The sequence below is a fragment of the Enterococcus faecalis genome (assembly GCF_029024925.1).
GTDB lineage: Bacteria > Bacillota > Bacilli > Lactobacillales > Enterococcaceae > Enterococcus > Enterococcus faecalis.
The window spans coordinates 2817501-2830890 of sequence record NZ_CP118962.1; the positions used below are offsets into that span (position 1 = coordinate 2817501).

At 40.4% G+C, this 13390-nt stretch carries 10 protein-coding genes, 1 rRNA gene and 1 other annotated feature; of the genes, 3 read left to right on the forward strand and 8 right to left on the reverse strand.

The window, feature by feature from the left end; genetic code table 11:
• Window positions 1–67: 67 nt before the first annotated feature.
• A 16S ribosomal RNA gene (locus PYW42_RS13910) occupies window positions 68–1628 on the reverse strand.
• A gap of 666 nt (window positions 1629–2294) precedes the next feature.
• Here PYW42_RS13910 and croR point away from each other — a divergent pair.
• The 3 genes from croR to serS all read left to right on the forward strand — a co-directional run bounded on the left by croR (window position 2295) and on the right by serS (window position 5761).
• Window positions 2295–2984, forward strand: a complete 690-nt coding sequence (croR, locus tag PYW42_RS13915) for a response regulator transcription factor CroR (RefSeq protein ID WP_002355963.1) — start codon at window positions 2295–2297, stop codon at window positions 2982–2984.
• Window positions 2974–4155 (forward strand): sensor histidine kinase CroS, encoded by a 1182-nt coding sequence (gene croS, locus PYW42_RS13920; protein WP_002395290.1) that lies wholly within the window; start codon window positions 2974–2976, stop codon window positions 4153–4155. Before croR ends, croS begins: the two co-directional genes overlap by 11 nt.
• Before the next feature lie 40 nt (window positions 4156–4195).
• Window positions 4196–4402: a binding site (T-box leader), on the forward strand.
• Window positions 4403–4489: 87 nt separating this feature from the next.
• A complete protein-coding gene (serS, locus tag PYW42_RS13925; RefSeq protein WP_002355965.1) occupies window positions 4490–5761 on the forward strand; it encodes a serine--tRNA ligase in 1272 nt (423 codons plus the stop codon).
• 211 nt (window positions 5762–5972) lie between these two features.
• Here the strand turns inward: serS and guaB are convergent, their stop codons facing one another.
• The 7 genes from guaB to PYW42_RS13960 all read right to left on the reverse strand — a co-directional run bounded on the left by guaB (window position 5973) and on the right by PYW42_RS13960 (window position 13382).
• On the reverse strand, window positions 5973–7454 hold the full coding sequence (gene guaB / locus PYW42_RS13930) for an IMP dehydrogenase (protein WP_002389478.1): 1482 nt from the start codon (window positions 7452–7454) through the stop codon (window positions 5973–5975).
• Window positions 7455–7611: 157 nt separating this feature from the next.
• Window positions 7612–9294, reverse strand: coding sequence for a 6-pyruvoyl-tetrahydropterin synthase-related protein (locus tag PYW42_RS13935; protein ID WP_002389487.1), 1683 nt, complete (start codon window positions 9292–9294; stop codon window positions 7612–7614).
• 166 nt (window positions 9295–9460) lie between these two features.
• Window positions 9461–10150 carry a DUF1129 domain-containing protein gene (locus PYW42_RS13940; protein WP_002363563.1) on the reverse strand — a complete coding sequence of 230 codons (690 nt, stop codon included), beginning with the start codon at window positions 10148–10150 and terminating at the stop codon, window positions 9461–9463.
• 112 nt (window positions 10151–10262) lie between these two features.
• Entirely contained in the window at window positions 10263–11378 is a 1116-nt protein-coding gene (ychF, locus tag PYW42_RS13945; protein WP_002355971.1) for a redox-regulated ATPase YchF, read from the reverse strand.
• A gap of 56 nt (window positions 11379–11434) precedes the next feature.
• Window positions 11435–11620 (reverse strand): DUF951 domain-containing protein, encoded by a 186-nt coding sequence (locus tag PYW42_RS13950; protein WP_002355974.1) that lies wholly within the window; start codon window positions 11618–11620, stop codon window positions 11435–11437.
• 117 nt (window positions 11621–11737) lie between these two features.
• On the reverse strand, window positions 11738–12628 hold the full coding sequence (locus tag PYW42_RS13955; protein ID WP_002355975.1) for a ParB/RepB/Spo0J family partition protein: 891 nt from the start codon (window positions 12626–12628) through the stop codon (window positions 11738–11740).
• Window positions 12621–13382, reverse strand: a complete 762-nt coding sequence (locus tag PYW42_RS13960; protein ID WP_002355976.1) for a ParA family protein — start codon at window positions 13380–13382, stop codon at window positions 12621–12623. The genes PYW42_RS13955 and PYW42_RS13960 overlap by 8 nt, the downstream gene beginning before the upstream one ends.
• Between the last annotated feature and the right edge of the window lie 8 nt (window positions 13383–13390).

Below are 13390 nucleotides of genomic sequence, written 5' to 3' on the forward strand. Positions count from 1 at the left end.
TTGAGAGTAGACCTCTCAAAACTGAACAAAGTAAAGACGAAATGTGTATTTCCGTAATATTCCTTAGAAAGGAGGTGATCCAGCCGCACCTTCCGATACGGCTACCTTGTTACGACTTCACCCCAATCATCTATCCCACCTTAGGCGGCTGGCTCCAAAAAGGTTACCTCACCGACTTCGGGTGTTACAAACTCTCGTGGTGTGACGGGCGGTGTGTACAAGGCCCGGGAACGTATTCACCGCGGCGTGCTGATCCGCGATTACTAGCGATTCCGGCTTCATGCAGGCGAGTTGCAGCCTGCAATCCGAACTGAGAGAAGCTTTAAGAGATTTGCATGACCTCGCGGTCTAGCGACTCGTTGTACTTCCCATTGTAGCACGTGTGTAGCCCAGGTCATAAGGGGCATGATGATTTGACGTCATCCCCACCTTCCTCCGGTTTGTCACCGGCAGTCTCGCTAGAGTGCCCAACTAAATGATGGCAACTAACAATAAGGGTTGCGCTCGTTGCGGGACTTAACCCAACATCTCACGACACGAGCTGACGACAACCATGCACCACCTGTCACTTTGTCCCCGAAGGGAAAGCTCTATCTCTAGAGTGGTCAAAGGATGTCAAGACCTGGTAAGGTTCTTCGCGTTGCTTCGAATTAAACCACATGCTCCACCGCTTGTGCGGGCCCCCGTCAATTCCTTTGAGTTTCAACCTTGCGGTCGTACTCCCCAGGCGGAGTGCTTAATGCGTTTGCTGCAGCACTGAAGGGCGGAAACCCTCCAACACTTAGCACTCATCGTTTACGGCGTGGACTACCAGGGTATCTAATCCTGTTTGCTCCCCACGCTTTCGAGCCTCAGCGTCAGTTACAGACCAGAGAGCCGCCTTCGCCACTGGTGTTCCTCCATATATCTACGCATTTCACCGCTACACATGGAATTCCACTCTCCTCTTCTGCACTCAAGTCTCCCAGTTTCCAATGACCCTCCCCGGTTGAGCCGGGGGCTTTCACATCAGACTTAAGAAACCGCCTGCGCTCGCTTTACGCCCAATAAATCCGGACAACGCTTGCCACCTACGTATTACCGCGGCTGCTGGCACGTAGTTAGCCGTGGCTTTCTGGTTAGATACCGTCAGGGGACGTTCAGTTACTAACGTCCTTGTTCTTCTCTAACAACAGAGTTTTACGATCCGAAAACCTTCTTCACTCACGCGGCGTTGCTCGGTCAGACTTTCGTCCATTGCCGAAGATTCCCTACTGCTGCCTCCCGTAGGAGTCTGGGCCGTGTCTCAGTCCCAGTGTGGCCGATCACCCTCTCAGGTCGGCTATGCATCGCGGCCTTGGTGAGCCGTTACCTCACCAACTAGCTAATGCACCGCGGGTCCATCCATCAGCGACACCCGAAAGCGCCTTTCACTCTTATGCCATGCGGCATAAACTGTTATGCGGTATTAGCACCTGTTTCCAAGTGTTATCCCCCTCTGATGGGTAGGTTACCCACGTGTTACTCACCCGTCCGCCACTCCTCTTTCCAATTGAGTGCAAGCACTCGGGAGGAAAGAAGCGTTCGACTTGCATGTATTAGGCACGCCGCCAGCGTTCGTCCTGAGCCAGGATCAAACTCTCATAATAAAAGTTAGAACAATCTTGCGATTGTTAAGCTCAATTTGTTTGCTAGCATATTGCTTGCTTGTTAAAAATGTTTGTTGTCTTGAATTGAATCAAGACGCCCTACACATTTGGTTCGTCTATTCTTTGTTCAGTTTTCAAAGGTCTACGTTACCTCGCAGCAACTTTTATATCATAACAAACTTTCGTTTGAATGTCAAGAACTTTTTTTAAAAAGTTTTTTAAGTTGTTTTGCTCGGTTGTTGTTGTCTGTTGTGACAACTTCTATATCTTATCATCTCGCTTGTTATTTGTCAACAACTTTTTTGTTGTTTTTTCAAACTTTTTTCGAGAGATTTGAAATCAAGAATTGTTATTTAATTATTGATTTCTGAATCGCTCAGCTGTGTGACTCGCCTTGCGACATGTAATAATATACCAAGATTTCAAGCATTGGTCAATCATTATTTTCACTTTTTTTAAACTTTTTTTCAATACCGATTATTATGATTGGTATAGGTATTTTCGTTCGTTTTTTACCCCCTTTCATCCTTTTTTGGCTATAGTTTATTAACTTTTAGCAAAATCTTCTAAATTTATCGTAATATATCAAGGATTTTGTCCTTTTTAGCAATTATTTGTTAAAATATGGAAAAGAGATTTTTTTATATATGGAGGAAATGAACGCTTATGAAAATTTTAGTTGCAGATGATGATAAAGAAATTGTAGAACTATTGAGTATTTATATTCATAATGAAGGATACGAAGTCGTGAAAGCTTATGATGGAAAAGAAGCGTTATCCAAATTGCACACAACACCAGATATCGATTTATTAATCTTGGACATTATGATGCCAATCATGGATGGAATGGAAGTAGTGAAAGAACTTCGAAAAGAATCGCAAATTCCAATTATTATGTTAACAGCAAAAACAACCGATATGGATAAAATCAAAGGCTTAGTTGCTGGTGCAGACGATTATGTCACCAAGCCTTTCAATCCTTTAGAAGTAATGGCTCGGGTGAAGTCTATTTTACGTAGAAGCCAAATGCAATTAACCAAAGAAGAACCCGATGAATTAGAAGTCGGCCCATTAATGATTAATAAGGACTCTCACGAAGTCAAAACAATAGAAGGAAAAGAAATTCAATTAACCGCTCTTGAGTTTGGTATCCTCTATCTATTAGCTAGTCATCCAAATCGTGTGTTTAGTGCGGATGAAATTTTTGAGCGTGTGTGGCAACAAGAAAGTATTGTTTCTGCTAAAACCGTGATGGTTCACGTCAGTCATTTAAGAGATAAGATTGAAGAAGCAACTGGTGGAGAAAAAGTCATTCAAACAGTGTGGGGAGTTGGATATAAGATCGATGCTCGTTAAACCTAAAAAGATTGAAAAACAAAAACGAATTACCTTAACTTCTAAAGAAATCAGCGAGTTATTAGCAGAAGCAATTGTGACAATTGTTTTATTACTACTATTAAATGTCTCAATTATGTTCCTTTTAGGACAACTACTTAGTGAAAACTCGCTCTTAGCTGGTGTCATCTGGGCCACTAAGGATGCGGTCGCTAAAGAATTAAATACTGATTTGTTTTGGAGCTGGAATAAATTTGTCTTACCTATTTTCTTTTTAGTAGATGCAGCTGTTCTCTATTGGCGCTTAATTCGTCGCTACCACCAAATGCAATTGCGTCATATTATCAGTGAGTTACATTACATCGCTGATGGTAATTACAATCACCGCATTCCGTTTGAATTAAGTGGTGATTTAGCAAAAGTCGTGACGAGTATTAACGGTCTGGTGGATAGTACTGTCGCAGCCATTGAAGATGAACGGCGAATTGAAAAATCAAAAGATGAATTAATTACGAATGTCAGTCATGATATTCGGACACCGTTAACTTCTATTATTGGTTATCTGGGATTGATTGAAGATCGTCAATTTCATAGCCAAGAAGATTTACTGAAATATACGCATACCGCTTACGTCAAAGCGAAACAAATGAAATTATTAGTTGATGATCTTTTTGAATATACAAAAGTCCGTCAACCAAGTGTACCGATTCATACGACGACTTTTGATATGGCACAATTAATTGAACAGCTTGCTGCCGATTTTGAATTGGAAGCGAAAAAGATTAATATGCAAATCCAAGTAAAAGCCAATCCAGCTTCTTTAATGATGGAAGGCGATACAGAAAAACTAGTCCGAGTCTTTAACAACCTTCTTTCAAACGCTTTGAAATATGGCAAAGGCGGCCATCATATTGTGATGGAAGTAGACAAAGTCGGCACCGAAGCAATTATTGCTGTTCGCAATGATGGACCAGCTATCCCTAAACATTCTTTAGATCAGTTGTTTGACCGCTTCTATCGTGTCGAAGAATCCCGATCACAAGAAACGGGGGGTACTGGTTTAGGTCTGGCTATTGCACAAAGTATTGTCGCTTTACATGGTGGATATATTTATGCGAAGTCTGATCAAAAGTGGACTTCCTTTATTATTCATCTACCCTTACAGCGTACCAACAAGAAATCAGAGAGTTAATTGACATCCCTGAACTTTTTCGGTATTCTATAGAAAAGAGAAAACTAAGAGAAAAAGTATTTATGGCACTGAATTCCAGAGAGTTTGCGGGGGTGCGAGCAAACATTCATCTATAAAGAAGTCCGTCTCTTCCAGGTGTCCAGCGAAATAAGTTGGAACGGTCTGCAGCCGTTATCTGCAAATCAAGGGCAGTAACATTACTGAACTTGGGTGGTACCGCGAGATTTCCAGTCATTTCGTCCCAAGAATATTTATTTTTGGGGTGAGATGGCTTTTTTGTTGTTTTCTACAACAGTTATTATTGATTATGTACTAATTTTAAGGAGGAAAAAATATGTTAGATGTAAAAATGATGCGTCAAAATTTTGACGAAGTAAAAGCAAAGCTACAAACCCGTGGTGTGAAAGAAGAAATCTTAGTGGAATTTCTGCGTTTAGATGAAAGTCGCCGTGATTTATTAGTCAAAGTCGAAGAAATGAAAAAATACCGGAACGATGTGTCTGCTGAAATTGCTCAATTAAAACGGAACAAAGAAGATGCAACGGCCAAAATCGCGGAAATGAAAGAAGTCGGCGGTAATATTAAAGCGTTAGATGCAGAAATTAATGCTATTGACGAAGAGCTACGTGGGATCACAACTACTTTACCGAACTTGCCAGATGATTCTGTGCCTGTTGGTGCTGGTGAAGAAGAAAATGTAGAAGTACGTCGTTGGAGTGAACCAAGAACTTTTGCTTTTGAACCAAAACCACACTGGGAAGTCGCTGAAAACTTAGGCATTCTAGATTTTGAACGTGGTGCCAAAGTAGCTGGTAGCCGTTTTGTTTATTACAAAGGCCTAGGTGCTCGCTTAGAACGTGCGTTATACAACTTCATGTTAGATTTACATGTTTATGAACATGGCTATACAGAAATGATTACGCCTTATATCGTTAATGACACCGCCATGTTCGGAACTGGCCAATTTCCTAAATTTAAAGAAGATGTCTTCCAATTACAAGATACGGATTTAACGTTAATCCCAACGGCGGAAGTCCCTCTAACCAATTACTACAACAATGAAATTTTAGATGGCAAGGATTTACCAATTTACTTTACGGCCTTGAGCCCTTCTTTCCGTTCTGAAGCTGGTAGCGCTGGTCGTGACACACGTGGGTTAATTCGTTTACACCAATTTAATAAAGTCGAAATGGTTAAATTTAGTGATGCAGAGCATTCTTATGAGGAATTAGAAAAAATGACGAATAATGCCGAAGAAATTCTGCAAAAACTGGGATTACCTTACCGTGTCATGGCTCTTTCAACAGGTGACATGGGCTTCTCAGCTGCGAAAACTTATGACTTGGAAGTTTGGATTCCCGCTCAAGAGACATACCGTGAAATCAGTTCATGCTCAAACTGTGAAGATTTCCAAGCGCGCCGTGCGATGATTCGTTACCGTGATGAAAATGATAAAGTCCAATATGCGCATACACTCAATGGTTCTGGTTTAGCCGTAGGACGGACAGTCGCTGCTATTTTAGAAAACTACCAAAACGAAGATGGCTCTGTAACTGTACCAGAAGTCCTAGTTCCTTACATGGGTAACCTAACAGTTATTAAATAAAGGGAAGATGAAGGTCGTTGTCTGATATCAGATAACGGCTTTTTTTCTATAGGAAAAGGAGCCTGTAACAAAAATCCAAAGTGATTTTTGTTACAGGTTTAAAAATTGATAAACGGCGGAAACAGAAGCAACTCCTTCATTCTACAGAAAAAGAGGCAGACGTCGAAATGACGTCTGCCTCTTTTAAATTTCAAAAAAATCAGCTTTTATTTTATTGAACAGAATAGTTTGGTGCTTCTTTTGTGATTTGAACGTCATGTGGATGTGATTCTTTCAATCCGTTACCACTCATTTGAACAAATTGTGCTTCTTCACGCAACGCTTTCAGGTCTGCTGCACCGACGTAACCCATCCCTGATTTCAAGCCACCGATTAATTGGAAGACAATATCAGAAACGCTTCCTTTGTAAGCGACACGTCCTTCGATTCCTTCTGGCACTAATTTGTTTGCTTCATTGACACTTCCTTGGAAGTAACGATCACTTGATCCTTTTTCCATTGCACCCAATGAGCCCATGCCACGGTAAGTTTTGAAACGACGGCCTTGATAAATTTCAAATTCGCCTGGAGATTCATCTGTACCTGCTAACATACTTCCTAGCATTACAGCATGTCCACCAGCAGCTAAGGCTTTCACGATATCACCAGAATATTTAATACCGCCATCAGCGATAATTGCTTTACCATATTCTCTAGCCACAGAAGCAGCATCATAAATCGCTGTTAATTGAGGAACACCAACACCGGCAACGACACGTGTTGTACAAATTGAACCAGGTCCAATACCAACTTTGACAACGTCAACGCCGACATCATACAATGCTTTGGTTGCTTCAGCAGTGGCAACATTACCAGCAATTAATGTTGCTTCAGGGAACGTTTCACGAATTTCTTTAATTTTGCGAATAACGCCGGCACTATGGCCATGTGCAGTATCGATAACAATCGCATCGGCACCTGCTTCTAATAATGCTTCCGCACGTTCGAACGTATCACTAGTGACACCGACTGCTGCCGCCACAAGTAAACGACCGTGTTCATCTTTGGCAGCATTTGGGAATTCAATCACTTTTTCAATGTCTTTAATTGTAATTAAGCCACTTAAGCGACCTGCTTCATCAACGATTGGTAATTTTTCGATTTTATGTTTTTGTAAGATTTTTTCTGCATCTTTTAAAGATGTGCCAACTGGCGCAGTGACTAAATGATCTTTTGTCATGACTTCTTCAATTTTGATTTGGTAGTCCGTTACAAAACGCATATCACGGTTTGTAATAATTCCGACTAATTTACGGTTTTCCATTGTTTCTACAATTGGCACACCGCTAATACGGTAACGACTCATTAATTCTTCTGCATCCACTACTAAGTTTGTTGGTGTTAGAAAGAATGGATCAATGATAACGCCGCTTTCAGAACGTTTGACTTTACGTACTTCGTCTGCTTGTTGGGCGACAGTCATATTTTTATGTACGACACCTAGTCCACCTTGACGAGCCATCGCAATTGCCATATTACTATCTGTAACAGTATCCATACTGGCACTCATCAATGGAATATTTAACTTGATATTTTTAGCTAATTGTACACTCATGTCTACATCATTTGGTAAGACATGGCTTTCTGCAGGGATTAATAGCACATCATCAAATGTAAGACCTTTTTTCGCAAATTTTGTTTCCCAATTTGACATTTTTTTGTCCACTCCTCAACTTAATTTTATATATGAAAATAACAGATAATACTAAGGAAGTCAACTAGATTTGTTTAAATAATCAATGAGGAATAAAGGACAAAACGCCAAAATCGGTTTGTCCTTTATTAAACTCTTCCTAATTAAGGTCCTACTTTCATCGTTGTTCTTTTATCTTGTGTTTCTTTTTTTGTTGTAAAAATCGGCTAAATCCAAAACCACCAACAGAAAGCAAGGTCATCATTGTCCCTATTTTTTGCACTTTTGTTCTTTGGTAACGGATGTCGACATGTCCTGTACCAGATAAAGAAAGAGCGGCTAAGCCTCCTTGATTGGTTAGGTTCATTTTTTTAGCGCCCGTTTGGTTTTTCATTTGAATCGTGGCTTGATAGCCTAAGTAATAAATAAAAGGAACGGTCACCTTCGCTGATTGCTTCACCACTTGGTAGTCAAATGAAATTTTCCCATAAGGCATTCTAACATTTGTAATGGTTACTTGTGCTGCCGAATAATCAAGTTGTCGTTTTTTCTGTTTCAATAATTCCTGATAATTGATTTCATCTGGCAAATATTCATGGCCCGCACCGATATAAAAAGGCGTTGGTTGCTCATACTCAGCTTTTGTTAACAGGTGGCCTTGTTGTGACTGAATACTTTGATATTGATAAATGCCTAAATTGCTGATGGCAAGGAAAACCAACAAAGCCACAGTCCAAAATTTACGGAAAACACCCCATTCGTCTTGTGAAATGAAAAAAGCGAGCATTACGGAAAGAATCCCTAAAAACCGCCAAGGAAACTGAATCGTATTTAAAGGCGTGTGGTTCAGCCAGTGCCAAGGAAAAAGCGTAGTAACCATCAATAAGAGTACCAGCGTCAAACCAATAAACCGTTTGTCCTGAATTTTTTTGCTAGCAAGCGAAACCACTGCTACAACAAGCCCTACAAACAAAAGGGTTCCTAGATTCGCTGTTTTCGCGTGAAAAACACTGCTCTTTAAACTATTAATGAAAAGAGAAACAATGGGATAACTTCTTTCGGAAATATAAGTGAGTGGATTGGACGTAACTTTAAACACTTGATTTTTCATTTGTTCAGCAACTGGTAAAAGATAAAAGGCCAGCCAAAGCAATGTCAGACCTGCAGCCTTCGCTAATGCCCACAGGACCTCCTTTTTAAAAAACTGCTGCCAATAAAACAGAATGTATAACCCAATCCAAATAGAAACCATTTCAATAGAAATAAAGTGAGCCAACCCAATCCCAGTCATCGCCAGCGTTAACAACGGCCAACATTTCGTGGTTCCCTTTCGTAATAAAAACAGGCTCGCTAAGACCAACGGAAAAAAACTTAGCGCCAAAAATTCTCCTAACGCTTGGCGATTAAACAAGTCTTGCATGCGGTAGATAGATAAGCCATACAAAATGGCAAAGAGATAGCTTCTTTTTTTAGAGAGCGCCATTAATCGGCCTGCATAATAAGTAAGACTAAATGTTGCCAAGTTTACCGCAAACACAAAAATCGCCATACTAGCGACAAAGGAAAGCCCCAGAACACGCAAAAGCGCAGGTAAATAAAGATACGCATCTGGATAAAACAAACTAGAGGCATAGCCATAGCCTCCCAAGAAAAAATAATTGATTTTAGGAAACCAGTCGTTGTTTTTAATTGCTAATGCGAGGCCTTCCACCCGATTTTGATGAAAGCGGAAATCACTTGCTCGTAAAAAATTCTCTTGAAAATAGACAAAATAGAGAGAAAGTCCACTTAATAAGAGAAAACTAATAAAAATGAGTAGCCGCTCGTGTTGACGGCACCAAGACTTCACTTGTTGTCCCATAAGAGGCTCCTTTCTTTAGCAAACTTCTGAAAACAGAAGCCTGGGACACTAGTTTTTTCGACTAATCCCCCAGGCTTTAACTGTTAAAACGCTCTATTGAGAGAGCGACTTTACTTGTTGCAGTTTCTGCGTCAGCCGAGCGCATTCACAATTGAGCGCGCGCCGTTTATTGACGTGTCATGAAACTACCTTGAATATTGTATTTTTTCTTGAAGAAATAGCGTGCTACAAAGGCTAACGCACCGATTACTAAAGCAATCATCGGATCTAAAATGGGATTGATTACTGGTGGCAGCATCGCTGAACCAGCGAAAACTGCAATCCACAAGAACATTCCGCCAAATAGAATGGCGGTCGTTTTTAACCAACCAGGACGTTTGCTTTTGTCGCCACCTTGACGATCAAAACGGTAAACATATTTGTGCATTAGATAGAAAACATAACCCCCAGCCATCGCACCTAAGATATATGTGGTTAATCCGAGAGGCTGTGCGGTTCCTTTTGAAAATAGAGACATCGCCGCTAACATGATTGTTAATAAACCAAGCAATAATAAGGTATTGTCGAGCCAAATCATCCAGCCCGCTGGTTCTTTGACTTCTGCTGGTTTATTTAAAATTGCTTCCGTCCGTTCTGAAACAGTGCCAAATAACTGACGGGCTGTTTTACCTGTTTTTTGACCGGCTACTAATTCTGGTAAAATACCGTGTAGAGCCAATGCTAGCTCCTCTTCAGATAAATTAGCCGCTTTTAATGATTTTTTTAAGTCAAAAATGTATTGTTCATTTCTTTTAGTCAAATTCTGTTCTAATTGACGATTCTCAGCCACGATTGCTCGTAATGCTTCTGCTTCCATAGTTGTATCCTCCTCACCCTCATGTAGAGGGAACCTCTTTCTAAACGGCTGAATGGCCTTAAATATGTGGGCTTACCCCAAAACAAATTGCTTGTTGGGCATGGGTCTTTTCTTAAACGTTAAAACGGAACAACATAACATCGCCATCTTGAACGACGTAGTCTTTTCCTTCTAAACGAACACGGCCCGCTTCTTTGGCAGCTTGCATATTGCCATATTTATCTAGGTCTTCATAAGAAACTGTTTCCGCACGAATGAAGCCTCGTTCAAAGTCACTGTGGATAATCCCAGCTGCTTGAGGTGCCTTGATTCCCTTACGGAACGTCCACGCACGAACTTCTTGTTCACCAGCTGTAAAGTAGGTAGCTAAGCCTAACAAATCGTACGCCGCACGAATCAATTGATCTAAGCCAGATTGTTCAATGCCCATTGCTTCTAAAAATTCAGCCTTGTCTTCTTCAGAATCCAATTCAGCAATTTCTTCTTCTGCTCGCGCACTAACCACGATTACTTCCGCATTTTCACTGGTTGCAAAATTACGAACTTGTTGTACATACTCGTTGTTGTCTGGATCCGCCACTTCATCTTCTGAAACATTTGCTACATAAAGGACCGGCTTTGTGGTTAATAAGAAAAGAGATTTAACAATTTTCTCTTCTTCTGGCGTAAATTCAATCGTACGAGCAGATAAACCTTCTTCTAAAACTGGTTTAATTTTGTCTAAAACAGCTAATTCTTCCACCGCTTCTTTATCTTTTGCTTTCGCCATTTTAGCCACGCGAGTATAGCGCTTATTGATTGAATCTAAATCTGCTAAAATTAGCTCTAAATTAATTGTATCAATGTCTGCTAAAGGATCAACGAAATCCGCATCCCGATTTTGTTCACGCATGATATTTTCGTCATCAAAACAACGAACCACGTGACAGATTGCATCTACTTGACGAATGTGACTTAAAAACTGATTTCCTAGCCCTTCTCCTTTACTGGCACCTTTAACAATTCCGGCGATGTCTGTAAATTCAAACGTTGTGGGAACTGTTTTTTTCGGTTTTACTAGTTCTGTCAAGCGTTGTAAACGGGCATCTGGTACTTCAACCATGCCGACGTTTGGATCAATCGTTGCAAAGGGATAATTTGCAGCTTCTGCTCCTGCTTTTGTAATTGCGTTAAATAGGGTCGATTTACCAACGTTTGGTAAGCCGACAATTCCAGCTGTTAGTGCCATTTGTTTTCCACTCTTTCTCTCAGTCTATTCTCTTTTCTATTAGAGGCATCAAAGCATTAGTCTGCTTTTTTCTCGATTACTTTTTTTAATTTTTTAGTAAAATCACGACGCGGCATCATGACAATATGCCCGCAATTCGTGCACTTGATTTTGATATCAGCGCCCATGCGAATGATTTGCCAACGATTTGCTTGGCAAGCATGCGGCTTTTTCATTTCGACAATATCGCCTAAATCATACATGTTCCAAGCCTTCTTTCTTCTCTTACTTATATAAAAATACCATGATTACAATACCATTTTTTAACGAAACTAGCAAAAGGATTTGTGACTTTCTGTCTTACTTTCTCACTTTGCTTTTTATTCCTCGTCAAAATGAATATCTAAAATATCTAAAATTCTAGCCAAATCCGAAGAGGACAAGTACTCAATTTCAATTTTCCCTTTGCCTTCTTTTTCTTGAATCGCTACGGTTGTCCCAAATTTATCCATTAAGCGGTCTTCACTTTCACGAATATAAATGGGTTTTTCTTTGATGGCTTTTTTCGCTTTTTTGCCCTTTTTGCCTTGTGTTTCGTTTAATTCAGCGACAAGTTGTTCTAATTGTCGAACCGTTAAATTGTCTTTAATACAACGATTAGCTAATGGCAATAGCTGTTCTTTGTTCTTCAAGCCTAATAACGTCCGTGCTTGACCCATTGACATGCTTTGTTTTTGAACCATTGCTTTGACCGCATCTGGTAAAGTTAGCAACCGTAAATAATTGGCAATATACGGGCGACTTTTGCCCAAACGTTCTGCGACTTCCGCTTGTGTTAATTTCAAATTTTTCATTAGCATTTCATAGGCTTCTGCTTCTTCTAGCGGATTTAAATCTTCCCTTTGTAAGTTTTCCAAAACAGCAACTTGCATCATGGATTCTTCATCAAATTCGCGAATAATTGCGGGAATTTTTTCTTTGCCGGCTAATTTAGAAGCCCGGAACCGACGCTCACCTGCAATAATTTCATAGCCTTTAACTGCCGATTTACGAACAATAATCGGTTGAAACACACCGGAATGTAGAATCGAGTTTGCAAGTTCTTGTAAAGAGGTTTCATCAAATGTTTTCCGCGGTTGGTAAGGATTGGGACGAAGTTCGTTTAATAGAATTTCTGTCACTTGTTCGTTCTTAACGTCGACATCTTCTAGCTTTGCGATATCTTGAAACAAGGCATCGATGCCTCTGCCTAAACCTTTGCCTTTATTCATTCTCCAACACTTCCTTTGCTAGTGCTTGATACACTTCGGCACCTTTTGAGCGAATATCATAGTCAATGATTGGTAAACCATGACTTGGTGCTTCGGATAAACGGACATTTCTTGGAATAATCGTATCATAGACTTTTTCACGGAAATATTTACGGACTTCTTCAACGACTTCGGCACCTAAATTGGTCCGAGCATCGTACATGGTTAACAAGACCCCTTCAATTTTCAATTCAGGGTTAAAATGTTTTTGAACCAAGCGAATCGTATTTAGCAATTGACTCAAGCCTTCTAATGCGTAATATTCACATTGAACAGGAATTAGAATCGAATCACTTGCTGTAAAAGCATTGATTGTTAAATGCCCTAGAGAAGGCGGGCAATCAATTAAAACGAAATCATACATGTCTCTTACTTCATCAATTGCTAATTTCAAGCGCGATTCTCGAGCCATCATTGAAGTTAACTCAATTTCGGCGCCTGCTAATTGAATAGTTGCAGGGACAATATCTAAATTTTCACGGCTGGTATGTTGAACCACGCTAGTGATTGGTTCTTCATTTACAAGGACATCATACACATCATGTGCGACATCTGGTTTAGGGACACCCATGCCACTGGTAGCATTTCCTTGTGCATCAATGTCGATCAGTAAGACTTTTTTGCCTAAGTTTGCTAAACATGCGCCTAAATTTACAGTGGTCGTTGTTTTACCAACGCCGCCTTTTTGGTTCGCTACAGAAATAATTCGTGTCATGTGTGTGC

Coding starts and splice junctions, on each gene's coding strand:
- croR (WP_002355963.1), top strand. CDS start 2,295: ATGAAAATTTTAGTTGCAGATGATGATAAAGAAATTGTAGAACTATTG.
- croS (WP_002395290.1), top strand. CDS start 2,974: ATGCTCGTTAAACCTAAAAAGATTGAAAAACAAAAACGAATTACCTTA.
- PYW42_RS13960 (WP_002355976.1), bottom strand. CDS start 13,382: ATGACACGAATTATTTCTGTAGCGAACCAAAAAGGCGGCGTTGGTAAA.
- PYW42_RS13935 (WP_002389487.1), bottom strand. CDS start 9,294: ATGGGACAACAAGTGAAGTCTTGGTGCCGTCAACACGAGCGGCTACTC.
- PYW42_RS13950 (WP_002355974.1), bottom strand. CDS start 11,620: ATGTATGATTTAGGCGATATTGTCGAAATGAAAAAGCCGCATGCTTGC.
- PYW42_RS13940 (WP_002363563.1), bottom strand. CDS start 10,150: ATGGAAGCAGAAGCATTACGAGCAATCGTGGCTGAGAATCGTCAATTA.
- ychF (WP_002355971.1), bottom strand. CDS start 11,378: ATGGCACTAACAGCTGGAATTGTCGGCTTACCAAACGTTGGTAAATCG.
- guaB (WP_002389478.1), bottom strand. CDS start 7,454: ATGTCAAATTGGGAAACAAAATTTGCGAAAAAAGGTCTTACATTTGAT.
- serS (WP_002355965.1), top strand. CDS start 4,490: ATGTTAGATGTAAAAATGATGCGTCAAAATTTTGACGAAGTAAAAGCA.
- PYW42_RS13955 (WP_002355975.1), bottom strand. CDS start 12,628: ATGAATAAAGGCAAAGGTTTAGGCAGAGGCATCGATGCCTTGTTTCAA.